The following is a 24,001-nucleotide window of genomic DNA, read 5'->3' on the forward strand; positions in this document are numbered from 1 at the left end:
CCCCCTTTAATTCATGACGGTTTCCGATGAATCCGAACTACCTCGACTTCGAGCAACCCATCGCTGATCTGGAAACCAAGATCAAGGACCTGCGCAGCGCCAGCGCCGGGCCGGCGGTCAATGTCGATGCAGAGGTGAAGGCGCTGGAAGACAAGCTGCGCCTGCGTACCGCACAGATCTTCCGCAACCTGACCCCCTGGCAGGTGTTGCAGGTGGCCCGCCACCCGTCGCGCCCGTACCCGCTGGACTACATCCGCATCTTCTGCGACGAGTTCCAGGAACTGGCCGGCGACCGCGCCTTCGCCGATGACAAGGCCATCGTCGGCGGCCTGGCCCGCATCGGCGGCCGCGCGGTGATGCTGATCGGCCACCAGAAGGGCCGCGACACCAAGGAAAAGGTCAAGCGCAACTTCGGCATGCCCAAGCCGGAGGGCTACCGCAAGGCGCTGCGCCTGATGAAGATGGCGGAGCGCTTCAAGCTGCCGGTGCTGACCCTGATCGACACCGCCGGCGCATGGCCGGGCATCGACGCCGAAGAGCGCGGCCAGTCCGAGGCCATCGCCCGCAACCTGATGGAAATGGCCGAGCTGAAGGTGCCGGTGATCTGCACCGTGATCGGTGAAGGCGGCTCCGGCGGCGCGCTGGCACTGGGCGTGGGCGACCGCACCCTGATGCTGGAGTACAGCGTGTACTCGACCATCAGCCCGGAAGGCTGTGCCTCGATCCTGTGGAAGGACGCCAGCAAGGCCAAGGACGCCGCCGAGCAGCTGGGCATGACCGCCCCGCGCCTGAAGAGCCTGGGCCTGGTCGACAAGGTGATCCGCGAGCCGATCGGCGGCGCCCACCGCAACCCGAAGCAGATGGGCACCCGCCTGAAGGCCGTGCTGCTCAATGAACTGGACGCGCTGGACAAGCTGAGCGTGGAAGCATTGCTGGAGCAGCGCTACAAGCGCCTGCGCAGCTACGGTGCCTACGAGGCCGCCTGAGCCAACGCCGCCACGGGGACACAGGGATGAGCCCGATCATTCTGCTTTCGCTGGTATTGCAGGTTGCCTGCTGCGTGCACGTCGTGCGCAACGGGCGGCCGCTGTACTGGATCGTCATCATCCTGATGTTCTCGTACCTGGCGGTGCTGATCTATTTCATCGCCGAGATCCTGCCGGGGTTGCGCAACAACCCCAGCGCGCGGCGCGGCCTGCGCCAGGTGCGTGACCAGCTTGATCCGTCCCGTGGCAAGCGCCAGGCCGACCAGCGCCTGCGCGTGTCCGACACCGCCGAGAACCGCCGGCAACTGGCGCAGCAGCACCTGGACCATGGCGAGTACGCCGAGGCCGCCACGCTATTCGAAAGCGCCCTGCGTGGCATCCACCGCGAAGACCCCGACCTGATGCTGGGCCTGGCCAAGGCCCAGTACGGGCTCGGCCAGGCAGCACAGGCCCGGCAGACACTGGACGCGCTGATCGCCGCCAATCCCTCCTTCCGCTCGCAGGATGGTCATCTGTTGTATGCCCGCGCCGTGGAGGACAGCGGCGATGTCGATGCCGCCCTGCACGAGTACGAGGCCATGGTCGACGGCTTTGCCGGCGAGGAAGCACGCCTGCGCTATGCCCTGCTGCTCAAGCGCGCCGGCCGCCCCGACGAGGCGACCGCACAGTTGCGCAAGCTGCTGGATCGTGCCGAGCTCTCACCGAAGTACTACCAGCGCGCCCAGCGCGAATGGACCGACCTGGCCCGCAAGGAACTGCGCCAGCTCACCGCGTAGCAGCGGCCTCGGCCGCGAAGCAGGGAACCCCTCCCCTCGCTGGAATGCCCGCCATGGCAACCCATTGGCGGGCGGCTTTCATGCGCGCGGACGCCGCAATGGCATCGCGGGTACAAAAAAGGCCGGCATTGCCGGCCTTTCTGCTTGATACCCGCCGCGTATCAGAACGGCTTGGCGATCACGAAGTACACGATGGCGATGAACAGCACCAGCGGCAGTTCGTTGAACCAGCGCAGCGCGCGCGAGGACGGCAGCCCCCTGCCCTTGGCCACGCCCTTCAACCAACGCCCGGTGAAGATGTAATAGACCAGAAGCAGCACCACCAGCCCCAGCTTGGCATGCAGCCAACCGGCGCCGCCCGGCGCCACCATGGTCGGGAAGTCCGGCAGCACCTTGTAGCCCAGCCACAACACCAGTCCCAGCAGGAAAGCGATGCCGAACATCATGTGGCCGAAGCGATACAGGCGCATGCCCATCAACTGCAGGCGCTGCTGCACGGGCGCCTGCCCGGCGGTCTCGACCAGGTTGACCAGGATCCGTGGCAGGTAGAACACCGCCGCCATCCACGCCACCACGAACACGAGGTGGAAGGTCTTGACCCAAAAATAGGACTGCATGCACTGGCTCCAGCGGCGGCGTAGGATGTGCCCCATTTTCACCGATCCACACACGACACGCACATGCAGGACAAACAGTACGACGCGGCTTACTTCCAACGCTGGTATCGCCGCGGTGACATCGGCGGCGCCGCGCGCCTTGCGCGCAAGGTGCAGCTGGCGGTGGCCAGCGCCGAGTACTACCTGGAACGGCCGATCCGCAGCGTGCTGGACATCGGCGCCGGTGAAGGTGCCTGGCGCGCGCCCCTGCTCAAGCTGCGCCCGAAGCTGCAGTACATGGGCTTTGACGGCAGCGAGTACGCGGTGCGCCGGTTCGGCCGCACCCGCGACCTGCACCTGGCGCGTTTCGGCGACTTCCAGTGGCTGCGCCCGTGCGCGCCGGTGGACCTGCTTGTCTGCTCGGACGTGATGCACTACGTGCCCAGCCGCGAGCTCAAGGCCGGGCTGGAAGGCCTGGCCGAGCTGTGCGGCGGGGTCGCCTTCCTGGAAACCTTCACCGCCGAGGACGACTTCCACGGCGACCATGACGGTTTCCAGAAGCGCCCGGCGCGCTGGTACCGGCGGCAGCTGCAGGAGGCCGGCTTCCGCGCGGTGGGCTCGCACTGTTGGCTCGGCCCCGCATTCAGCGACGACGTCGCCGCGCTCGAAAGCCCCCGCTGAGCCAGTCCGGCCGGCCTTAACGCCATCGCTGCCAGACTGGAGTATGCTGCGCAGCACCATATGACCATACATATTTGGACGTCATGCTTTATCAACTGCATGAATTGACCCGCAACCTGCTTGCCCCGTGGGTCCATCAGGCCCAGGCCAACGCGGCGTTCTTCAACAACGGCGGGCACTGGTGGTCGTCCATGCCCGGCGCCGACCGCCTGGCCGCGATGAACGAGCTGTTCCATCGCCTCGGCAAGGATTACGAAAAGCCGGAATGGGGCATCCACGAGCTGGAGCTGGACGGCGAGATCGTGCCGATCGCCCAGCTCACCGAGGTCGAGAAGCCGTTCTGCAAGCTGCTGCGCTTCAAGCGCCACAGCAACGAGACGTCCAAGGTCGAAGCCCTGCTGGCCCAGCCGATCGTGCTGGTGGTGGCGCCCTTGTCAGGCCACCACGCCACCCTGCTGCGCGACACCGTGCGCACGCTGCTGCGCGACCACCGCGTCTACGTCACCGACTGGGTGGATGCGCGCATGGTGCCGGTCGAACAGGGCGAGTTCGGCCTGGACGACTACATCGAGTACGTGCAGGAATTCATCCGCCACCTCGGCGCCGACAACGTGCACGTGGTCAGCGTGTGCCAGCCGACCGTGCCGGTGCTGGCGGCGGTTTCGCTGATGGCCAGCCGTGGCGAGGCCACGCCGCGCTCGCTGGTGATGATGGGCGGCCCGATCGATGCCCGCCACAGCCCGACCGCGGTCAACAACCTTGCCACGCGCAACCCGTTGTCGTGGTTCGAGAACAACGTCATCCACACCGTGCCTGCCCCGTACCCGGGCCAGGGCCGCCGGGTCTACCCGGGCTTCCTGCAGCACGCCGGTTTCGTCGCCATGAACCCCAGCCGGCACCTGATGTCGCACTGGGATTTCTACACCGACCTGGTCAAGGGCGACCTGGACGACGCCAACGCGCACCGTCATTTCTACGACGAGTACAACGCGGTACTGGACATGCCGGCACAGTTCTACCTGGACACCATCCGCGTGGTGTTCCAGGAGTTCCTGCTGCCGCGCGGCGAATGGTACGTACGCGGTGAGCGCGTGGACCCGTCGGCGATCCGCGACACCGCGCTGCTGAGCATCGAGGGCGAACTGGACGACATCGCCGGGCTGGGCCAGACCGAAGCGGCGCAGGCGCTGTGCACCGGCATCCCGGCGGCGCGCCGCAACCACTTCATCGTCGAGGGTGCCGGCCATTACGGCATCTTCAGTGGTCGCCGCTGGCGCGAAGTGGTCTACCCGAAGATGCGCGACTTCTTCAGCGCGCAGTCGCAGCCGGCCGCGGCGAAGAAGAGCCGCAAGGCAGCGGCGAGCAACGTCACGCCGCTGCGCCGTCGCGCGCAGCGCTGAGTACATTTGGACCTTTGTAGCCCCTCTCCCGCCTGCTGGAGAGGGGTTGGGGTGAGTGCAGATCGAAACGATGGCAATGCGCTTGGCAGCGTACTGCCCAAAACCCGCTGTCAGGGCCAAGGCAGAAGCCTCAAATGCTCAAGTGCTCAGAATCCCCTCATCCGCCCCTGGCGGGGCACCTTCTCCCGCTCGCGGGAGAAGTGATGCAATCAGCGCCTGCCTCATTCAATACAAAGGCCCCGGCAATCACCGGGGCCTTCTGCGTTTACGACACTGCCTTCAACCCGACCACGCCGGCCACGATCACGCACAGGCTCAGCAGACGCGCGGTGCTGCGCGACTCACCGAAGAACAGCATGTTCACCAGCACCGCCGCCGCGGTGCCCAGGCCGATCCATACCGCATAGGCCACGCTCAGCTGCAGGTAGCGGAACGACTGGTACAGCAGCACGAACGAGGCACCGAAGCCGCCGAAGAACAGCAGCGCATTGAGCGCATTCCTGCGCTGGCTGTAGCGCTTCAGGCCAACCACGCCCAGCGTTTCCATCAGCGCGGCGATCACCACCAGGAACCAACCCATCTCAACCTTCCTTGCCGGTCGCAACGGCCGTGTCTGCTTCCTTGCCATCGGCCAGCTTGAGCGCGATCACGCCCGCCACCAGCAGCGCCATGAAGGCACCCTTGGCGACGCTGAAGCTGCCACCGAACAGGAAGATGTCCATCAGTGCGGCGCCCACCGTACCCACTGCCGCGAACACCGCGTACACGGTGCCGGTCGGCAAGGTTTCGCAGGCGCGGGCCAGCCATTGGAAGTCGACCAGGATGACCGCGATGATCGGTATCCAGTGCCACCAGGCCGAGGCCACGTTGAACCCATACACCCAGACCAGCTCGAACACGCAGGTCAGGGCAACAAACAGCCAGCCTTTCCCGGCCATGTCGTTCTCCTTGCTTCTCGTTGTTGTGTGCGGTGCGCATCGGCACCGCCGTGATCAGACCGCCGGCGCGCGCCCCAGTCCGGCGCCGATGAAACGCTCCAGTTCGGCCAGATGCGCCCGCGCCTCGTCGGCCGACGTATCGGCATACAGATGCACCTGCTCGGCGGCGGCCTCGATGGCACCGACCAGCACCCGCGCGGCATGCCGCGGCTGCACGCCGGCGGCGATCGCACCGTCCATGCGTGCCTGTTCCAGCAGTTGCTGCAGCCACGCGTACAGCGGCGCGTAGATCTGCTCCCAACGCCGCATCTGGTCGGTCTGGGTCATGCCGCTGTACAGCAGTGCCACCTCCTGGTGCTGCGCGCCGACCTCGGTGAAGATCACCGCCGCCAACCGGTCCAACTGCGCGCCGGCCGGCAGGCCATCGAGCTGCGCATGCAATCGCGCCAGCAGCTGGGTCAGCACGCGCTCGGCGATGCCGCCCATCACCGCCAACCGCGACGGGAAGTACAGGTAGTACGTGCCCTGAGCGATGCCGGCGCGCTTGACGATGTCCGATACCGTTGCCTTTTCGACGCCCTTTTCGGCGAACACGGCGATGGCAGCGTCGATGATGGCGGCGCGCTTGTCCATGGCAAACCCAATTGACTGACTGTCAGTCATTTTAGGGATCCGCTCCGCAAGGTCAACCCGGACCCGCGCCGGGGCTGAACCACGATTTAGAAAGACCCCTTGCCCGCGTTCCGGAAGGAACACCCGGCCCCACCCGACAGGATCGCTTGCCAGCGGCCGGCGCGGCCCCTAACATGCGCGCCGTCGTCCCGGTTCTCGTGACGACCGTAAGCGTTCACGTCAACCAACGCGCCCATCAACTCCGGCCCTGCCGGGGCTGTTTGCCCGCTCGCGGGCAATAGGCGCCTTTGCTTGACCGGATCCTGGAGATCGCTCTTGAACGCTTCACACAAACCCACCATTTTCCTCGGCATTCCCAAGCTTCCCGTGCGTTACGGCGCCCTGGTCATGCCGTTGCTGCTGTCCCTGCTGATGACCAGCATCGTGTCGTTGATCAGCACCCTGAAAAGCATCGGCCTGTCGCCGCAGCTCACGTCCAAGTGGCTGGGCGCCTGGGGCGTTTCCTGGCTGATCGCCTTCCCCGTGCTGTTGTTGCTCCTGCCGGTGGTGCGCCGGGCGACCGCCGCATTGGTGCGCTCGCCCTGAGCATCCGCGCAGGGCTCCACCGTCATGCCACAAACGAACGGGGCGCCAAGGGCACCCCGTTCGTTTGTTCCTGCTGGCATGTGGCTTACAGGCGCACCAGCAGATGCTTGGCCATCGCGCCATGCAGCTTGCCGATGCCCCGTGCCAGGTGCAGCGTGCCGAACAGCAGCAATGCACCCACCGCCACCGATACCGGCCACACCCAGAAGGCGGTGGCCACGTTCACGCCGTCGATCCATATGCCGGCCGGATGGTCGAACAACAGGTCCCCCAGCGGCGCGAACATCAGTGCCAGCGACAGCGACAACAAGGTCGTTGCAATGGTGAAGTAGGCCACGCCCAAGGGCAGCATCAGCAGGAAGTACAACATCGTCAGCCAGGTGCGCCCGTCGGCGAACATCGCCCCGATGCGCGCCAGCCAGCCCTGGCTCTTGTCCGTGTAGGCCGGACGGCGCGGCATGCGCACCCCGAGCATGGTCTCGATGATGCGGCCCTCCACCAGCGACAGCACCCGCACCGACCCCAGGAACAGCAGCAGGATCGGGATGCCGATGATCAGGATCAGCAGCGATACCGACAGCGACAGGCCGGTCACCACCCAGGTGAAGAAGAACGTGCCAGTGGCCAGCGACAGCAGCATGTAGAACAGCGCGCCGTAGGTATGCGGGTCGAGCACGACGCCAAAGAAGCGCGCCACCAGCGACCGCTGCGGCGCGGCGGCCGGCGGTGGCAACGCCGGCCCGGCCGGGGCGGCCGCTGCGGCGGCCACCGCCGCCGGCGTGATCCGCATGCCCGGCGCACGCAGCGCGCGGTTCACCGTCACTTCGGTCTCGCGGTAGATCTCGGCCACTTCCTCCGGCGCGCCGTAGCTGCCGGCGACACCGGCGATGACCTCCGCCTCGGTCTTGCCGGCCTGCTCGGCCAGTTCCGAGCGCAGGTACTCCTCCGCGTCGTACAGCGCGTCCTGGATCATCGCCGGATCAGCACCGGCCAGTGCGGCGCGCAGTTGCTCCAGGTACTCGGGGATGGTGGTGGGAAGCGGCCTTGCGTGGTTGTCAGCGTTCATCAGTGGATTCCCTCCAGTACGTACTGCAAAGAGTTGCGAGTGGCATCCCAGGCGGCGATCCACTGCCGCAGCGCGGCACGGCCGTCATCGTTGATACGGTAGTAACGTCGCGGCGGCCCGGACACCGAGGGCTCGACATGGCTTTCCAACAGCCCGGCACCTTCCAGGTTGCGCAGCACCGGGTACAGGGCGCTCTGCTTGCCACTGAGCACGCCCTCCCCGACGCGCTCCAGCTCCTTGGCGATCAGGTAGCCGTACAGCGGCTCCGAAGCCTTGGCCAACACCGCCAGCAGCGCCAACGAGACCGTGCCGGAGCTCAGTTCCTTCTGGAACTTGCGTAGCTGGGCATCCAGGTCACTCATCGCCCCACTCCTTCCAACTAGCCTGAAGCGAATACTAGTGTTGAGTTCGGTATAGCGAATGTGCCGGTAGTCATCCCACCTTGCGTCATGCTGCTGGCCGGCGGCGCGGGCAATCGCGCAGAATCGGCCCACACCCAATCCGGAATGCGCCCGATGACGCTTCGCCCCTCGCTGTTGGCCCTGGCCCTGATGTTGTCCCCGCTGCCGCTGCTGGCCGCCGATGCCCCCGCCAAGTACCGCAGCGCGCAGGAGATCATCGACGCCTCGCCTGCCAGCGACTGGCACACCCCGGCCGCGGAGAACCTGCTGTACATGAACCTGGCCGGTGGCCGGGTCATCATCGAACTGGCGCCGGCGTTCGCCCCGGAACATGCCGGCAATATCCGCACCCTGGCACGCGAGCATTTCTGGGATGGGCTCAGCATCTACCGTTCGCAGGACAACTTCGTGGTCCAGTTCGGCGATGCCGATGCCGACGACACCGCCAAGGCCAAGTCGATGGGCAGCGCCAAGCCGCACCTGCCGGCCGAGTTCCAGCGCCCGGCGCAGGGGTTGGCGTTCACCGCCCTGCCCGACCGCGACGGCTGGGCAGCGAAGACCGGCTTCGTCGGTGACTTCGCGGTCGGCAGCGATGGCGAGAAGGCATGGCTGGCCCATTGCTATGGTGCGCTGGGTGCCGGCCGCAACAATGACGACGACAGCAGCGTCGGCGCGGAGCTGTACGTGGTCACCGGGCAATCGCCGCGCCAGCTGGACCGCAACATCACCGTGGTCGGGCGCGTGCTCAAGGGCATGGAGCTGTTGAGCACCATCACCCGCGGCCCGAATCCGATGGGCTTCTACGAGAATGCCGCCGAGCGCACGCCGATCATCTCGATCCAGCTGGCCAGCGAGCTTCCGGCCGACCAGCGCGTGCCACTGCAGGTGCTGCGCACCGATTCCAAAACCTTCGCCGATGCGGTGGAAGCGCGCCGCAACCGCGTGGACGGCTTCTACAAGCGTGCCGCCGGGCACATCGACCTGTGCAACATCCCGCTGCCGGTACGCGTGGGTGCGGCGGTGAAGTAAGCGGTCGACCCGGGCGGCAAGGCCTGCCCGAAGTGGATCACGCGGGCCAGCTCCCCCCCTGCCCGGTCCTGCCATTTGCTCCGCAAAGGAGAGGACCGGGCACAAGGCGCCCCCGCCGCCCTGCATCCACGCTTGACAGCACGGCGCGCCCGTGCAATTAATAAATTAACGAATTAGTTAAGTAATTACCCATGGCTGCCGACCAGATCTTTGAAGCCCTGGCCTCGCGTCCACGCCGCGAGATCCTGGCCTACCTGTCCGCACAGGAACTCACCGCCGGCGAGATCGGCCAGCGCTTCGACATGAGCGCACCGGCCATCTCCCGCCACCTGTCAGTGCTGGCTGCCGCCGGGTTGGTCACCAGCGAGCGCCGCGGCCAGTTCGTCTATTACCGGCTGACCCCGGACAACATGGTCAACACCCTCAGCAGGTTCGCCTTCGAGGTCTGCCCCACGGCCGGCCCGCTGCAACGCGAATCGCGCCGCAAGGCCAAGGCCAAACCCGCTACCTGATCGCCATCGAGGCACGCCATGGAACGCACCCGCACGACCCGCGACCGCAGTTTTCCCCGTGTCTCGATTGCCGCCGCCGATGGAAGGCGGGCGGTGGAAGTCACCCTGCTCAGCCAGCTTGATCCTGGTGCCGGCGATGCGCTGGCCCTGCGTGCCGGCCAGCGCCAGCAGCATCACCCGCAGTTCAACGATGCGCTCGATGAGCCATCGGTACGCCTGTCCGCACCTGACTTCGCGGCACACGATCCCGCCTCGCTGTACACCTTTTCGGTCGGCAGCGCAGGCCATCCGTTCCATCGGCACGCCGGCCCGCGCCTGTTCACCGCGGTCAGCGGCAGCGGCGGCGCACGGCTGCGATTCATCCCGGCCACGTCATCGGCCGAGGCCGGTGCGCTGGAAGGCCTGCGCCACGTCGAGATCCCTGCCGACTGCCTGTTCACCGTACGCATGGCGGCACGCACCTGGCACCAGTTCCAGCCCCTGCACGGCAACGGGCAGCACCCGGCCTTGTTCGCGGTGTCGTGCCACCCTGACGAAACCGCCGGTGAGCTGGACCCGGCCACCCGCGCACAGGTCGATCGCGGCGAAGCGGATCTGGCCAGCCTGACCGAACTGCTGCCGCCGGCGCTGCTGCAGGCGCTGTCGCAGCTCGACCCGGCCAAGGCGCCGGTCCCGACCACCACGCTGGGCTTCACCCACGCGATGGACACGTCCTGGTGCATCGGCCTGTGTGCGCACCTGCGTCGGCATGTCGGCAGGGCGCGCCAGACGCTCGCCCGCCTGTGCCGGCTGCATGGGGTTGTCGGCCAGGACCTGCCCGCGCTGCGCACGTGCACACTGCCTGCCCTGCCCGCACGCTCCCTGCTCGCCGCGCAATTGCACGGTCATCACCACCAGGACAGCGTGCAGATCCGCATCGACACCCGCTGGCTCGGGCGGCAGTCGCCGGAACACCTGCTGGTACGCCTGCTGGAGGCCTTCATCGAACAGCCGGCCGCGCCGGTCAGCGGCCTGATGCGGTTCCGCAACCTGCTGGTCAAGCCGCTGGGGTTGCGCACGTCCACGCTGGGCTGCCCGGTGTCGTCGCTGCTCAACGATTCGGCGGCACAGCGCTTCGCGCAACGCTTCCCGGTGCTGGACGCCCAGGTCGACGCCGAACACGCGCAGGTGCTGCTGGGGGCCGACGATCGCCACCTTGGGTTCCGCAGCGGTGTCTCGGTGCAGCGCGACGGCGATGGCATGCTGGTCACGCTGTCCACGCGGGTGCGCTGCCGCAACCTGTTCGGCCGCGCCTACATGGGGGTGGTGGACCCGGTGCATCGGCACTACATCGCGCCGCGGATGCTGCAGTCGGCGGTGGCCGCGCTGGTACGCGCGGAAGAACGGGAGATGGCGCCGGCCGGCGCAGCCTGAGCCGCCGCATCGTTCAGGCGATGGAACGATCCGGCCACCGGCCTGACCTACCGGCCGGTACCTCCAGCAGCTAACGTAGGCCCATCCCTACTACCGGAGCAGCTGCCATGGCACACGTCACCATCGAATCCACCGATACCGATTACGCGCATGCCATCAGCAACGGCAAGCACCAGTTGATCGCCGATGAACCGCCAAGCCTGGGCGGACAGGGGGCCGGCATGGCGCCGTTCGACCTGTACCTGGCCTCGTTGGCCTCATGCACGGCGATTACCTTGCGCATGTATGCACAGAAGAAAGGCTGGGACCTGGGCAAGTTCAGCGCCGAGCTGACCTCCAGCCGCGACGAAGCCGGTAAGCTGCAGGTGCATCGCGTGCTGTCGGCCACCGGCCCGCTGAGCGATGCGCAATGGGAACGCCTGCTGGACGTGGTCCAGCGCACGCCGGTGACCCTGGTGATGCGCGAAGGCGCCACCATCACCAGCGAACGCCGCAGCTGAAGAGGAACTACACGCATGTATACGATCGTCGTGCTCTGGGACAACGACAACGCCGAAGTCACCCAATGGGAAGACGCCCCGATGGTGACCACATGGAAGGACCGCGAGATCTCGCTGCGTGCAGGCCCGCGTGAGCGGGTGGACGAACACGGCACGGTCAGCCAGGTGGCGGTCTACCTGCCCGACGAGCTGAACGAGGAAGAGTTCCAGGAGCTGTTCGCGGTGCACGAGAAGCAGGTACCGGAACTGCACCTGCACGGCTGACCGCCTCCTACGGCTGAATGAACAACGGCGCCTTTCGGCGCCGTTGTCGTTCAGCCCTTCTTCGCGCGGCGCCGGCGCAGCCACATGCGCAGGCACCACAACAGGAAGCCGCCGACGATCAGCATCGGCAACAGGCCCGCCGCCACGCGGATCATGTAGGCCAAGCTGGTGGTGAAGATCTCGCCGGAATCGCCGAATGCACGGCCGATCTCGCTGCGATTGCGTTGGCTGTTGGTCGACTCGAAATCCAGGGTGACCAACTGGGTGTCGATGCGTCGGTGCTGTTGCGCGGCGTCGCGGTCGGCCTGCTGCAACCCGGCCTCGATCTCGGACAGCCGCTGCGAGAGGGTCAACAGGTCGGCCACCGCCAGGTCACTGCGCTGCTGGTACTCGACCAGGCGCGCATGCTCATTCTTCAGGCGATCCTGCATCAACCGGGTATCGGCCACCTGCTGGGCCAGGTCCTCGGCCTCGGTGTTGCGGTTGGTGACCTCGCCCTTGTCGGCGGCCAGGGCGATCAGTGGCTCCACGCCCTTGGGGGCGATGCGCACCTTGATCGTTCCGCGCGGCGCGTCGCCGGCCTGCTGCGAGACATTCAACACGGCGCAGTCGCCGAACGTCGCGCTCTGGCAGGCCTCGGCCACCGCCTTCACCCGCGGCGCGATCTCCTTGCCCGGCAGTTGCAGCTGCACGGTGTGTTCATAGGCCAGGAAGGCCCCTTCCGGCGATTGCACCGCCTCGGCCGCCACCGCGCCGGCACTGGCCATTTCATGCTTGCCGCAGCCGGCCAATGCCAGCAATGCGCCCAACCCGACCGCCCAGCCCGTTCCCTGCAGATACTTCATGCGTCCTTGTTCCCGTGAATTGATCGTGCCGCGCAAGCATAACCACCTGCCTGAATACGAACGCTAAGGAAATGTGCAGGCGCGGTGGCGCCTACCTCTGCCCGATCCGGCACGGCCCGCCCAACCAACGGCAGGTGCGCCCCGCCCCGCACCCGGCCTATGCTCGGGGTTTCCCAACGCTCCAGGATCAACGATGCGCAAGCACCTGCTCGCCGCCGCCCTGCTCGCCGGCCTGGCCGGTTGCCAGGATGGCCAAGCCCCCACCGCTCCGACCGCCAGCACCGAGCAGGCCGGCCAGAGCCAGGCCGACGCCCAGTTCGCCGAACTGTCGAAGAAGGCGCTGGATACCTGGATGCAGCTGTCCCCGGTCAGCGCCACCCAGATCGGCGACCACCGCTACGACGGCGAGCTCGACGACCTCAGCGCCGACGGCCAGAAGAAGAGCCTGGAAGCCAGCAAGGCCCTGCTCGCCGACCTGGACAAGGTCGACGTCAGCAAGCTCGGCCGCGAGAACCAGGTCGACGCCGCGATCCTGCGCAACCAGTTGCAGTCCGATATCTGGAACAACGAAACCCTGCAGTCCTGGCAGTGGGATCCGCAGGTCTACAACGGCCTGGCCGGCAGTGCCATCTACGGCCTGATGGCCCGCGAGTTCGCGCCGCTGCCCGAGCGCCTGAAGTCGGCCACCGCGCGCATCGAGAAGATCCCGCAGATCTTCGCCGCCGCCCGTGCCAACCTGGACCCGGCCCGCGTGCCGAAGATCCACGCCGAGACTGTTGCCAAGCAGAACAAGGGCATCCTCAGCCTGGTCGAGACCTTCATCACGCCCAACATCGGTCAGCTCGAGGCCGCCGACCAGCAGCGCCTGACCGCTGCCATCGACGCCCTCAACAAGGCCGTGGCCGAGCAGCAGGAATGGCTGGACAAGACCCTGGTGCCGAACGCCAAGGGCGATTTCCGCATCGGTGCGGAGAAGTACGACCAGAAGCTGAAGTTCTCGCTCAACTCCTCGCTCTCGCGCGCCGAGATCGGCGAGCGTGCCCGCGCCGAGCTGACCCGCGTGCGCGCGGACATGTACGGCATCGCCCAGCAGGTGCTGAAGGACAAGCCGGGCGCACCGGAAATGCCGGCCAACCCGACCGACGACCAGCAGCAGAAGGCCATCGAGGCCGCGCTGGAACTGGCCTATGCCGACAAGCCGGCGCGCGACAAGGTGGTCGACGACGCCAAGGCCTCGCTGGCCCAGTCCACCGAGTTCGTGCGCACGCATGACCTGATGACCCTGCCCGATGCACCGGTGGACATCATCCTGATGCCGGAGTTCCAGCGCGGCGTGGCCGTGGCCTACTGCGACTCGCCGGGCCCGCTGGACAAGAACCTGAAGACCTTCTACGCCGTCTCGCCGATCCCGGACGACTGGAACGACAAGCAGGTTGACTCGTTCCTGCGCGAGTACAACAGCCGCATGATCCACCTGCTGTCGATCCACGAAGGCACACCGGGCCATTACCTGGAAGGCTGGCACTCGGGCAAGTTCCCGTCCACGCTGCGCGCCGTGCTGCGTTCGGGCCTGTTCGCCGAAGGCTGGGCGGTGTACACCGAGCGCATGATGCAGGAACAGGGCTACCTGGATAACGACCCGCTGTTCCACCTGGTGCAGCTGAAGTTCTACCTGCGCACGATCTCCAACGCCATCCTCGACCAGGGCGTGCACGTGGACAACTGGAGCCGCGAGCAGGCCATGCACCTGATGACCCACGACGCCTTCCAGCAGGAAAGCGAAGCGGCCGGCAAGTGGGTGCGTGCGCAGCTGACCTCGGCCCAGCTGCCGACCTACTTCGTCGGTGCACAGGAACACTTCGACACCCGCAAGGCGGTGCAGGACAAGCAGGGGGCCAACTTCAACCTGAAGGCCTACCACGACCAGATCCTGTCCTACGGCGCACCGCCGGTGCGCTTCGCCCGCCAGCTGATGCTGGACCAGCCGATCCAGTAAGCACGCGGCCGGCCGTACGTTCCCTGCCAACGCCCGGGTTCTCCCGGGCATTGGCTTTTCCGCCGTGGGACATCCGCGACTTCACGCGGGTCGATCCTGTCGGCGTGCTGTGGCGCATCGGGCACAACCTCTGAGCCATCACCGGCCATTGCCGATGCACTGGATGGACGGGCATCACGCGCGTAGCATCGCTGCGTCATGACCACGCTCGACACCCGCCTTCCGCCACCGATCGTGCTGTTGCTGTGCGGCCTGCTCGCCTGGTTGTGCGCCCACCAACTGCCGGGCTTCGCCTTTTCCCTGCCGATGCGGGTCACCATCGTCACCGTGATCGCGACCGCCGGGGTACTGCTCAACCTGGTGCCCAAGCTGCTGTTCCAGCGCGCCGGCACCACGGTCAACCCACTACGCCCGCAGCGTACGGCGCACCTGGTGACGCACGGCATCTACCGCTTCACCCGCAACCCCATGTACCTGGGCCAGGCGCTGGTCCTGCTGGCCGCCTGCCTGTGGCTGCGCAATGCCGTCGCGCTGGGAGTGATCCCTGTCTTCATCGTCTACATCACGCGCTTCCAGATCCTCCCGGAGGAGCGTCATCTGGCACAGCGCTTCGGCCCTGCCTTCGACGCCTTCCGTGCCCGCACGCGACGCTGGCTGTAAGCCCTCACCCCTGAAGGAATGCTGCATGCCCCTCGACCGTGAACAACTGCTGCGCCAAGCGAACGCCGTCCTCGACTGGAACCGCCGGCATCTGAATGCCACCTTGGTGCTGAGCGAAGCGCAGGTTGGCGAATGCTTCGCCGAGCACTTCGTGGTCGAGCCGAATGGGCGCCACTACACCGCCAGCCGTGCCGACTACCTGGCCTTCCTCAATGGCATGAAGGCCGGTATGGCGGGCATCGACTATGAGGTCGACCACGCGCTGGCCGATGGCGATGCCGTCGCCCTGTCGATGCGGGCACACATCACCTACGGCGACGGCCGCCGCGAACACTTCCGCGCGATGCTGCTGATGCGCTTCGACGACGCCGGCAAAGTCGTGCTCTGCCACGAGGTCTACGTCCCCCTGCCGGCAGCCACCTGACGTCGGCAGTACCGCACAACCCGCAACGCGGTGGTGGCCTCATCCACCACCGCAGGATGAGCCACAACCACCGAGGCACCATGGAAACGATCGATTGGAATGACTTCACCAAGGTCGAACTGCGGGTCGGCCGCATCATTGCCGCCGAGCCGTTCGCCGAAGCCCGCAAGCCTGCCTACAAGCTGCAGGTGGACTTCGGCCCGGAACTGGGCGTGCGCAAGTCCAGCGCCCAGATCACCGCCCTGTACGATCCCGCCACGCTGGTTGGCAAGCAGGTGGTGGCGGTGGTCAATTTCCCGCCCAAGCAGATCGGCCCGATCATGTCCGAATGCCTGGTCACCGGCTTCCACGATGCCGAAGGCCGGGTCAGCCTGTGCGTGCCCGAGCACGACGTCCCGCTGGGCACGCGGCTGCTGTGAGGCCGCCGGTGGATCCTGACGGCGCCCTCACGCCGTCGGCCGATACTGTGCGGCAACCACGTACCCACCACTGACCGGCGGAAACCACACATGGGCAAGGGCAGGCTTGAAGCATTCAGTGATGGGGTCCTGGCCATCATCATCACCATCATGGTGCTGGAGGTGAAAACGCCGGAGGGCGGCACCCTGCAGGCCTTGCGCCCGCTGATCCCCACCCTGCTGGCCTACCTGCTCAGCTTCATCTACGTGGGCATCTACTGGAACAACCATCACCACCTGCTGCAGGCCTGCAAGCGCATCTCCGGCAGCGTGCTGTGGGCCAACCTGCACCTGCTGTTCTGGTTGTCGCTGCTGCCGTTCGCCACGCGCTGGATGGATGACTACTACCTGCTGCCGCTGCCTACCGCCGCCTACGGCTGTGTACTGCTGGCCGCGGCCATCGCCTACGCATTCCTGCAACAACGCATCGTTGTCGCCGAAGGCCGGGAGTCGACCCTGCGCGAGGTACTCGGCCGGGACTGGAAGGGAAAGCTGTCGCCGCTGCTCTACCTCACCGGCATCGGCGTCAGTTTCGTGCAGGTGCATGTCGCGCAGGCGATCTACGTCGGCGTGGCACTGATGTGGCTGATCCCCGACCGTCGCATCGAGCGCGGGCTGGCCGTCGACCCTCCCGCCCCCTGATCCTGGCCGGCAGGCCCGTGCGATCATGCGCCGACCTGGACACTGGCAGCGGCATGAACGACACCCCCGATGAACTGGAGCAGATCCATCACCGCGCCTATGCCGCGGTGGATGATGGCGCGCTGGAAGACGCCGCACGCGATTTCGGCACCCTGCTCCAGCATCACCCGGACAACCGCTACTACCACTACATGCAGGGGCTGGTGCATAAGTACCTGCTGGACTGGCCCACCTCGCTGCGGCACAACCTGCAGGCCATCGCCCTGAACGAGGAACACGGCCAGGCCGAGCATTGGAACGCGGCCATCGCCGCCACCGCGCTCGGCCGCTGGGACACCGTGCGTGAACTATGGACCGCCTGCGGCATCGCCCTGCCCGGCACCGAAGGCCCGATCGATGGCGACTTCGGCGTGGCCGTGGTTCGCCTGAATCCCTGGCAGGGTGGCGAGACCGTCTTCGTGCGCCGCGTTGATCCGGTGCGCGCACGCGTGCTCAACGTACCGCTGCCGGAAAGTGGCCACCGCTTCGGCGACATCGTGCTGCACGATGGTGCGTCGACCGGCAGCCGCTTCGACGGCGAGCGCGAGGTGCATGTGTTCAACCAGTTGGGCCGGCTGGTGCCGTCGGCGTTCCAGACCTTCGTGGTGTTCGTTCGCGCCGATGGCCAGGACGACCTGGATGCGCTGCTGCGGGCGACCGTGCCCGGCATCGGCCACGCCGAGGACTGGACGCGCAGCATCCGCCACTACTGCCTGCGTTGCAGTTACGGTGCGCCGCATCAGCACGCCGCACAGGAAGACGCCGCGTGGCAGGCCGAGCGCAACCTTGGCATCGCCGCGCAGAGCCGCAGGTCGGTGGAGAAGCTGCTCAGGGATTGGGCCGATGGCCATGCCGGGCGTCACGTCGACGCCATCGAAACACGCGAATGCGCGCCCCCGGCCCCGGTGGCCGGCAGCGCTTGGTGGCAGTCCCCCGAGGACGAGGGTGAAGAAGACGACGCGGACGAGGAAGAATGAGTCAACCGGCGCAGCGCTGATCGCTGCGCCCGTTGCCACTCACGCGCCTGCGAACACCGGCTCCAGCAGTTCGAATGTGCCGGCATCGGCATCCATCGCCACCTTGCCGCCGACCGGCACGATGAACTGCTCGCGGATGTGGCCGATCATCGCACCGCGATAGGCCGGGATCTTCAGCGGCAGGATGTAGTCGTCGAAGATCTGGTCCAGCGTCAGCGAGCCGTAACCGTCGCCCGGCGTGCAATCGGTGCATTCGCCGAAGATGAAGCCGGCGACCTTGTCCAGCGCGCCCATCAGCTTCAACGTGCTGAACATGCGGTCGATGCGGTAAGGCGCCTCTTCCACGTCCTCCAGGAACAGGATCTTGCCGGTGAAGTCCGGCAGGTACGGCGACCCGGCCAAGGCGGTCAGCACGGTGAGGTTGCCGCCGACCAACTCGCCCTGGGCCGTGCCACCGCGCAGGGTCAGCGTGCGGTTGCGGCGCGGCACCAGCTCGTCGTCGGCATCCACCACCGTGTTCTGGTAGTGCATCAGCTCGCGCTTGAAGAACAGGCGCTCGAACTGGTCGGCGTTGAAGCGGTTCCAGGTACCCGAGCCGATCTGCCCATGGAACGTCACCAACCCGGTCCGGGCCTGGATGGCGCTGTGCAGGGCGGTGATGTCCGAGTACCCCAGCAGGATCTTGGGGTTGGCGCGGATGCGGTCGTAGTCCAGCAACGGCAGCAGCCGCGCGGCACCGGAGCCACCCCGCACGCAGACGATCGCCTTGACCTGCGTGTCGGCGAACATCGCGTTGAGGTCACCGGCGCGCTCGGCATCAGTACCGGCCAGGTGGCCATGGCGCGCGTCGTAGTGTGCGCCGGTCTTCACCTTCAGGCCGAACGCTTCCATCGCTTCGCGCGCCAGCTGCAGGCTCAATCGATCGCTGCTGGCCGAGGACGGGCTGACCAGCCCGACGGTGTCGCCCTTGTTCAGGGCCGGCGGCAGCAGACGCCCACGCGGCGCTGCCATCGCGCCCTGCAGGCCGAGCAGCGGCAGCGTGGCTGCCAGGGCGGTACCACCGATGAAACGCCGTCTATCCATGTTGCTGCCTGCTACCGGGAGTCAGCACAAGAGTAACAGCGCGCCGCGGTAGAGCGGGGCCACGCTCCGCTGCGGCCCTGCCGATACTGCCGGCTTCGTGCCGAGCATGGCTCGGCACTACCCGCTTCGATTACATGTTGCGGCGGTACTCGCCCCCCACGTCGTACAGGGCATGGCTGATCTGCCCCAGGCTGTGGGTCTTGACCGCCTCGATCAACGCTTCGAACACATTGCGGCGATCACGCGCGGTCTTCTGCAGATACGCCAGGCCATGGCCGTCATGCACATCGCTTTCATCGGCCGCCACGCCTTCAACCTCATGCGAATGCGAGGTCTCGCCGGCCGGTGCCAGCGCATTGCGGTTGCGCTGCCAGTTGTGCACGTTCTCGATCTGCTGGCCCTTCTCTTCCTCGGTCGAGCGGATCAGCTCAATCTCGGTGGCCACCTCGCCGGCATGCTCCTTGGGCAGGAACATGTTGACGCCGACCAGCGGCAGGCTGCCGTCGTGCTTCTTGTGCTCGTAGTACAGCGACTCTTCCTGGATCTTGCCGCGCTGGTACATGGTGTCCATCGCGCCCAGCACGCCACCGCGCTCGCTGATCGCCTCGAACTCCTTGTACACGGCCTCCTCGACGATGTCGGTCAGCTTGTCGACGATGAAACTGCCCTGCCACGGGTTCTCGCAGAAGTTCAGCCCCAGCTCCTTGTTGATGATCATCTGGATCGCCACCGCGCGGCGCACGCTCTCCTCGGTCGGCGTGGTGATCGCCTCGTCGTAGGCGTTGGTGTGCAGGCTGTTGCAGTTGTCGAACAGCGCATACAGCGCCTGCAACGTGGTGCGGATGTCGTTGAACTGGATCTCCTGCGCGTGCAGCGAGCGGCCGGAGGTCTGGATGTGGTACTTCATCATCTGGCTGCGTTCGTTGGCGCCATAACGCTCGCGCATCGCCCGTGCCCAGATGCGGCGCGCCACGCGGCCGATCACGGTGTACTCAGGGTCCATGCCGTTGGAGAAGAAGAACGACAGGTTGGGCGCGAAGTCATCGATCTTCATGCCACGCGCCAGGTAGTACTCGACGATGGTGAAGCCGTTGGACAAGGTAAAGGCCAACTGGCTGATCGGGTTCGCGCCGGCTTCGGCGATGTGATAGCCGGAGATCGACACCGAGTAGAAGTTGCGTACCTTGTGGTCGACGAAGTACTGCTGGATGTCGCCCATCATCCGCAACGCGAACTCGGTGGAGAAGATGCAGGTGTTCTGCGCCTGGTCCTCCTTCAGGATGTCCGCCTGCACGGTGCCGCGCACGGTGGACAGCGTCTCGGCCTTGATGCGCGCGTAGGTGTCGGCATCGACCAGCTGGTCACCGGTGACACCCAGCAGCGCCAGGCCCAGGCCGTTGTTGGTCGGCGGCAGCTCGCCGTGGTACTGCGGTCGGGTGCGGCCTTCGAAGATCCTCGCGATCTTCGCCTCGGCCTCGGCCCAGCGCACCGGGTCTTCCTGCAGGTACTTCTCGACCTGCTGGTCGATGGCGGTGTTCATGAACATCGCCAGGATCATCGGCGCCGGGCCATTGATGGTCATCGACACCGAGGTGGTCGGCGCGCACAGGTCGAAGCCGGAGTACAGCTTCTTCATGTCGTCCAGCGTGGGGATGTTGACGCCGGAGTTGCCGATCTTGCCGTAGATATCCGGGCGCGGCGCCGGGTCCTCGCCATACAGCGTCACGCTGTCGAAGGCGGTGGACAGGCGCGCGGCCGGCTGGCCGACGCTGAGGTAATGGAAGCGGCGGTTGGTGCGCTCCGGCGTGCCTTCGCCGGCGAACATGCGGATCGGGTCCTCGCCGGTGCGGCGGTACGGATACACGCCGCCGGTGTACGGGTACGAGCCCGGCAGGTTCTCCTTCTGCAGGAACACCAGCAGCTCGCCCCAGCTGCGGTAGGTGGGCGCGGCGATCTTGGGGATCTGCTGGTGGCTGAGCGACTCGCGGTAGTTCTCCACGCGGATGGTCTTGCCGCGCACCTGGTACTCATTGACCGGCTCGGTGATCGATTTCAGGCGTGCGGGCCACTCGCGCAACAGGCGCAGTGCTTCGGAGTCGAGCGACTGCACCGCGTCGTTGTAGCGCTGGCGCAGGGTGCGGATGCTGTTGTCGGCGCCCGCCTCGGTCAGTGCATCGGCCGGGTACAGATCCAGCGCGCCCGGCAATGCCGCATCACCCAGTTCCTTCAGCGCCTGCCACAGGCTCTGCGCACGCTCGGCCACCTCGGCCTGCGAGTCGATGCGGGCGTTGATGCCACGGCCCTGCTCGGCGATCTCGGCCAGGTAACGCACGCGGCTGCCCGGGATCAGCACGGTGGCGCGCGGCTCCTTGAGCGTCGTATCGATGCGCGGCTGCAGCCCGGCGTCGGCCTTGACCTTCTCGCGCAGCAGGCGGCACAGGTTGGCGAACATCCAGCTGATGCCCGGGTCGTTGAACTGGCTGGCGATGGTCGGGTAGACCGGCACGTCCTCGTCCTTCATCGTGAAGGCGGTGCGGTTGCGCTTCCACTGCTTGCGCACGTCGCGCAGCGCATCCTCGGCGCCGCGCTTGTCGAACTTGTTGAGCACCACCAGCTCGGCGTAGTCGAGCATGTCGATCTTTTCCAGCTGGCTCGGCGCGCCGAAGTCGCTGGTCATCACGTACATCGGGAAGTCGACCAGGTCCACGATCTCCGAATCGCTCTGGCCGATACCGGCAGTCTCGACGATCACCAGATCGAACTGCAGCGACTTCAGGAAGCCGATGCAGTCGCGCAGCACGGTGTTGATCGCCGCGTGCTGGCGGCGGGTGGCCATCGAGCGCATGTACACGCGCTTGGAGCGCAGCGAGTTCATGCGGATGCGGTCGCCCAGCAGCGCGCCACCGGTGCGGCGGCGGGTCGGGTCCACCGAGATCACCGCGATGCGCATCTGCGGGAAGCTGGCCAGGAAGCGGTTGAGCAATTCGTCGGTCACCGAGGACTTGCCGGCGCCGCCGGTGCCGGTGATGCCCACCACCGGCGTCCTGCCGGAGGCCAGCTGCCACTGCTTGCGCAGGTGCGCCAGCTCCGCCTCGGAATGGTCGCCGTCCTCCAGCTTCGACAGCACCCGGCCGATGCCGATCTCGTCCTCGATCGCCGGGGCGGTGTCGCCGGACTCCGCCGCGCGGGCGTCGCGCGCCTTGCCCGCGCGCGCCACCACGTCCTCGATCATCTCCACCAGCCCCATCTTCATGCCGTCATTGGGGTGGTAGATGCGCTCCACGCCGTAGGCCTGCAGCTCGCGGATCTCCTCGGGGGTGATGGTGCCGCCGCCACCGCCGAACACCTTGATGTGGCCGGCCCCACGCTCCCTGAGCATGTCGACCATGTACTTGAAGTACTCCACGTGGCCGCCCTGGTAGGAGGACAGCGCGATCGCGTCGGCGTCCTCCTGCAGCGCCGCCCGCACCACGTCCTCGACGCTGCGGTTGTGGCCCAGGTGGATGACCTCCGCGCCCTGCGCCTGGATCAGGCGGCGCATGATGTTGATCGCCGCGTCGTGGCCATCGAACAGGCTGGCGGCGGTGACGAAGCGCAGCGGGGTGGACTCCGGCTGGACTTGCGGGAGCTGGGAGGCGGGAGTACTCATGGGCCGTGCAACATCCGGTTTCTGTTGAAACCGATGATAGAACCGCGCGCGCGGCAGGTCAGGTTGCAGCGCAGCGTGACCTTTTCGCCGTTTGCGCTATCGGGTGATGGCGACGCGCCCTGTCTGGGCAAAGCCAAGCGCCCAGTCGGGTACTACCGTCCTGAACATTCCCCTACCGGGAATGGATTAGAATGGCGGCCCGCGACCCCCGTCCTGCACACGAGGAAGTCGCATTTTTTGTTTTCCGGCCTGCCGTTTGCCTGCAGGATCACTGACGTTGTGGCAACAAACGCCATCGGAGCTTCCATGCTTTTCGAAACCCTCGAGACTTCCGGCCATGAACAGGTCGTGTTCTGCCAGAACCGCGAAGCCGGCCTGAAGGCAATCATCGCCATCCACAACACCACGCTGGGCCCGGCGCTGGGCGGGGTGCGCATGCGCCCCTACGCCAACACCGACGACGCCCTGCGCGACGTGCTGCGGCTCAGCCGGACCATGACCTACAAGAACGCGCTGGCCGGGCTGAACGTCGGCGGCGGCAAGGCGGTGATCATCGGCGACCCGCGCACCGACAAGAGCGAGGTGCTGTTCCGCGCCTTCGGCCGCCAGGTCGAGGCCCTGGGCGGGCGCTACATCACCGCCGAGGACGTCGGCACCGACGTCAACGACATGGAGAACATCTACCTGGAGACCGGCTACGTCACCGGCGTCCACCAGGTCCATGGCGGCTCCGGCGATCCGGCTCCGTTCACCGCCTATGGCGCCCTGCAGGCACTGATGGCCTCGGTCAAGCGCCAGTTCGGGCACGAGGAGATCGGCAAGCTCGGCATCGCCGTGCAGGGCCTGGGCCATATCGGCATGGAGCTGGTGAAGCTGCTGCGCGAGCGCGGAGCCAAGCTGTACGTGACCGACCTGGACCCGGTGCTGGTGCAGCGCGCGGTCAGCGAGTACGGCTGCGAGGCAGTCAAGCCCGACGCCATCTACGATGTCGCCGCCGACGTGCTGGCGCCCTGCGCGATGGAAGGCGCGATCGACATGGCCACGCTGGACCGGCTCAAGGTCAAGGTCATTTGCGGCACCGCCAACAACCAGCTGGCCAGCCATGCGGTGGGCGACGAGCTGTACAAGCGCGGCGTGCTGTGGGCCCCGGATTACGCGGTCAACGCCGGCGGCGTGATGAACGTGTCGCTGGAGATCGACGGCTACAACCGCGAACGCGCGATGCGCCTGATCCGCAGCATCTACCACAACCTCGGCAGGATCTTCGACCAGTCCGAGCGCGAGGATGTCTCCCCGCAGCGCGCGGCCGACCGCATCGCCGAAGCCCGGCTGGAAGCCATCGGCAAGCTGAAGATGCCGATGGGCCGTTCCACCCCGCGGATGAACCGCCTGCGCGGCGAGTAAGCCGGACGCGGATGAGGGCCGCCGTCACCCGCGCGCCCTCACTT

General features: G+C 66.7%; 25 protein-coding genes and 1 pseudogene. 17 read left to right on the forward strand and 9 right to left on the reverse strand.

Annotated features, from left to right (window positions below):
- The first annotated feature begins 26 nt into the window (after nt 1-26).
- Together ATCM_RS14260 and ATCM_RS14265 are read left to right on the forward strand one after the other, a co-directional pair.
- Nucleotides 27-986 carry an acetyl-CoA carboxylase carboxyltransferase subunit alpha gene (locus ATCM_RS14260; protein WP_132865147.1) on the forward strand — a complete coding sequence of 320 codons (960 nt, stop codon included), beginning with the start codon at nt 27-29 and terminating at the stop codon, nt 984-986.
- Between the two features lie 26 nt (nt 987-1,012).
- On the forward strand, nt 1,013-1,762 hold the full coding sequence (locus tag ATCM_RS14265) for a tetratricopeptide repeat protein (protein ID WP_132865148.1): 750 nt from the start codon (nt 1,013-1,015) through the stop codon (nt 1,760-1,762).
- Between the two features lie 161 nt (nt 1,763-1,923).
- Here ATCM_RS14265 and ATCM_RS14270 read toward each other — a convergent pair whose 3' ends face one another.
- On the reverse strand, nt 1,924-2,379 hold the full coding sequence (locus ATCM_RS14270) for a CopD family protein (protein WP_132865149.1): 456 nt from the start codon (nt 2,377-2,379) through the stop codon (nt 1,924-1,926).
- A gap of 63 nt (nt 2,380-2,442) precedes the next feature.
- Here ATCM_RS14270 and ATCM_RS14275 point away from each other — a divergent pair, with 63 nt between their 5' ends.
- Nucleotides 2,443-3,039 carry a methyltransferase domain-containing protein gene (locus ATCM_RS14275; protein ID WP_132865150.1) on the forward strand — a complete coding sequence of 199 codons (597 nt, stop codon included), beginning with the start codon at nt 2,443-2,445 and terminating at the stop codon, nt 3,037-3,039.
- An 83-nt stretch (nt 3,040-3,122) separates the two neighbouring features.
- A pseudogene (phaZ, locus tag ATCM_RS14280) lies at nt 3,123-4,352 on the forward strand (polyhydroxyalkanoate depolymerase); the annotation flags it as partial.
- A gap of 352 nt (nt 4,353-4,704) precedes the next feature.
- Here the strand turns inward: phaZ and ATCM_RS14285 are convergent.
- The 3 genes from ATCM_RS14285 to ATCM_RS14295 are packed head-to-tail and all read right to left on the reverse strand — an operon-like array spanning nt 4,705 to nt 6,040.
- Entirely contained in the window at nt 4,705-5,019 is a 315-nt protein-coding gene (locus ATCM_RS14285; RefSeq protein ID WP_132865152.1) for a multidrug efflux SMR transporter, read from the reverse strand.
- A 1-nt stretch (nt 5,020) separates the two neighbouring features.
- A complete protein-coding gene (locus tag ATCM_RS14290) occupies nt 5,021-5,377 on the reverse strand; it encodes an SMR family transporter (protein WP_132865153.1) in 357 nt (118 codons plus the stop codon).
- Between the two features lie 54 nt (nt 5,378-5,431).
- The gene (locus ATCM_RS14295) at nt 5,432-6,040 is read right to left on the reverse strand and encodes a TetR family transcriptional regulator (protein WP_132865154.1); all 609 of its coding nucleotides are present in this window, start codon (nt 6,038-6,040) and stop codon (nt 5,432-5,434) included.
- Nucleotides 6,041-6,325: 285 nt separating this feature from the next.
- Here ATCM_RS14295 and ATCM_RS14300 point away from each other — a divergent pair, with 285 nt between their 5' ends.
- On the forward strand, nt 6,326-6,595 hold the full coding sequence (locus tag ATCM_RS14300; protein WP_225591887.1) for a DUF2798 domain-containing protein: 270 nt from the start codon (nt 6,326-6,328) through the stop codon (nt 6,593-6,595).
- Nucleotides 6,596-6,680: 85 nt separating this feature from the next.
- On the opposite strand, the gene ATCM_RS14305 is transcribed toward ATCM_RS14300, so the two are convergent.
- A complete protein-coding gene (locus tag ATCM_RS14305; protein WP_132865155.1) occupies nt 6,681-7,661 on the reverse strand; it encodes a sensor domain-containing protein in 981 nt (326 codons plus the stop codon).
- Nucleotides 7,661-8,023, reverse strand: coding sequence for a PadR family transcriptional regulator (locus tag ATCM_RS14310; protein WP_132865156.1), 363 nt, complete (start codon nt 8,021-8,023; stop codon nt 7,661-7,663). The genes ATCM_RS14305 and ATCM_RS14310 overlap by 1 nt, the downstream gene beginning before the upstream one ends.
- A gap of 189 nt (nt 8,024-8,212) precedes the next feature.
- On the opposite strand from ATCM_RS14310, the gene ATCM_RS14315 reads away from it, so the two are divergent.
- The 5 genes from ATCM_RS14315 (at nt 8,213) to ATCM_RS14335 (ending at nt 11,780) form a co-directional block, all read left to right on the forward strand.
- A complete protein-coding gene (locus tag ATCM_RS14315) occupies nt 8,213-9,091 on the forward strand; it encodes a peptidylprolyl isomerase (protein ID WP_243694103.1) in 879 nt (292 codons plus the stop codon).
- Between the two features lie 191 nt (nt 9,092-9,282).
- On the forward strand, nt 9,283-9,603 hold the full coding sequence (locus tag ATCM_RS14320) for a metalloregulator ArsR/SmtB family transcription factor (RefSeq protein ID WP_057635045.1): 321 nt from the start codon (nt 9,283-9,285) through the stop codon (nt 9,601-9,603).
- A gap of 18 nt (nt 9,604-9,621) precedes the next feature.
- The gene (locus ATCM_RS14325) at nt 9,622-11,016 is read left to right on the forward strand and encodes a DUF2867 domain-containing protein (protein ID WP_132865158.1); all 1,395 of its coding nucleotides are present in this window, start codon (nt 9,622-9,624) and stop codon (nt 11,014-11,016) included.
- 107 nt (nt 11,017-11,123) lie between these two features.
- On the forward strand, nt 11,124-11,516 hold the full coding sequence (locus ATCM_RS14330; RefSeq protein ID WP_132865159.1) for an OsmC family protein: 393 nt from the start codon (nt 11,124-11,126) through the stop codon (nt 11,514-11,516).
- Between the two features lie 15 nt (nt 11,517-11,531).
- Nucleotides 11,532-11,780, forward strand: a complete 249-nt coding sequence (locus ATCM_RS14335) for a hypothetical protein (RefSeq protein WP_132865160.1) — start codon at nt 11,532-11,534, stop codon at nt 11,778-11,780.
- 50 nt (nt 11,781-11,830) lie between these two features.
- Here the strand turns inward: ATCM_RS14335 and ATCM_RS14340 are convergent, their stop codons facing one another.
- Entirely contained in the window at nt 11,831-12,625 is a 795-nt protein-coding gene (locus ATCM_RS14340) for a DUF4349 domain-containing protein (protein WP_132865161.1), read from the reverse strand.
- A 193-nt stretch (nt 12,626-12,818) separates the two neighbouring features.
- Here ATCM_RS14340 and ATCM_RS14345 point away from each other — a divergent pair, with 193 nt between their 5' ends.
- From ATCM_RS14345 to ATCM_RS14370, 6 genes are all read left to right on the forward strand, one after another.
- Nucleotides 12,819-14,621 (forward strand): DUF885 domain-containing protein, encoded by a 1,803-nt coding sequence (locus tag ATCM_RS14345; RefSeq protein WP_132865162.1) that lies wholly within the window; start codon nt 12,819-12,821, stop codon nt 14,619-14,621.
- 198 nt (nt 14,622-14,819) lie between these two features.
- A complete protein-coding gene (locus ATCM_RS14350) occupies nt 14,820-15,281 on the forward strand; it encodes an isoprenylcysteine carboxylmethyltransferase family protein (protein WP_132865163.1) in 462 nt (153 codons plus the stop codon).
- A 25-nt stretch (nt 15,282-15,306) separates the two neighbouring features.
- Complete coding sequence (locus ATCM_RS14355; RefSeq protein WP_132865164.1) at nt 15,307-15,705, forward strand: nuclear transport factor 2 family protein; 399 nt, start codon at nt 15,307-15,309, stop codon at nt 15,703-15,705.
- A gap of 80 nt (nt 15,706-15,785) precedes the next feature.
- A complete protein-coding gene (locus tag ATCM_RS14360; protein WP_132865165.1) occupies nt 15,786-16,124 on the forward strand; it encodes a tRNA-binding protein in 339 nt (112 codons plus the stop codon).
- A gap of 90 nt (nt 16,125-16,214) precedes the next feature.
- Nucleotides 16,215-16,805 (forward strand): TMEM175 family protein, encoded by a 591-nt coding sequence (locus ATCM_RS14365; protein ID WP_132865166.1) that lies wholly within the window; start codon nt 16,215-16,217, stop codon nt 16,803-16,805.
- Nucleotides 16,806-16,858: 53 nt separating this feature from the next.
- Nucleotides 16,859-17,821, forward strand: coding sequence for a hypothetical protein (locus tag ATCM_RS14370; RefSeq protein WP_132865167.1), 963 nt, complete (start codon nt 16,859-16,861; stop codon nt 17,819-17,821).
- 39 nt (nt 17,822-17,860) lie between these two features.
- Here the strand turns inward: ATCM_RS14370 and ATCM_RS14375 are convergent, their stop codons facing one another.
- Together ATCM_RS14375 and ATCM_RS14380 are read right to left on the reverse strand one after the other, a co-directional pair.
- Complete coding sequence (locus tag ATCM_RS14375) at nt 17,861-18,904, reverse strand: LD-carboxypeptidase (RefSeq protein WP_132865168.1); 1,044 nt, start codon at nt 18,902-18,904, stop codon at nt 17,861-17,863.
- Between the two features lie 130 nt (nt 18,905-19,034).
- Nucleotides 19,035-22,553, reverse strand: a complete 3,519-nt coding sequence (locus tag ATCM_RS14380) for a methylmalonyl-CoA mutase family protein (protein ID WP_132865169.1) — start codon at nt 22,551-22,553, stop codon at nt 19,035-19,037.
- A 306-nt stretch (nt 22,554-22,859) separates the two neighbouring features.
- On the opposite strand from ATCM_RS14380, the gene ATCM_RS14385 reads away from it, so the two are divergent.
- On the forward strand, nt 22,860-23,957 hold the full coding sequence (locus ATCM_RS14385; protein ID WP_132865170.1) for a Glu/Leu/Phe/Val dehydrogenase dimerization domain-containing protein: 1,098 nt from the start codon (nt 22,860-22,862) through the stop codon (nt 23,955-23,957).
- Nucleotides 23,958-24,001 lie beyond the last annotated feature (44 nt).

Origin of the sequence: Stenotrophomonas sp. ATCM1_4 (genome assembly GCF_004348115.1) — a bacterium.
Taxonomy (GTDB): Bacteria; Pseudomonadota; Gammaproteobacteria; order Xanthomonadales; family Xanthomonadaceae; genus Stenotrophomonas; species Stenotrophomonas capsici.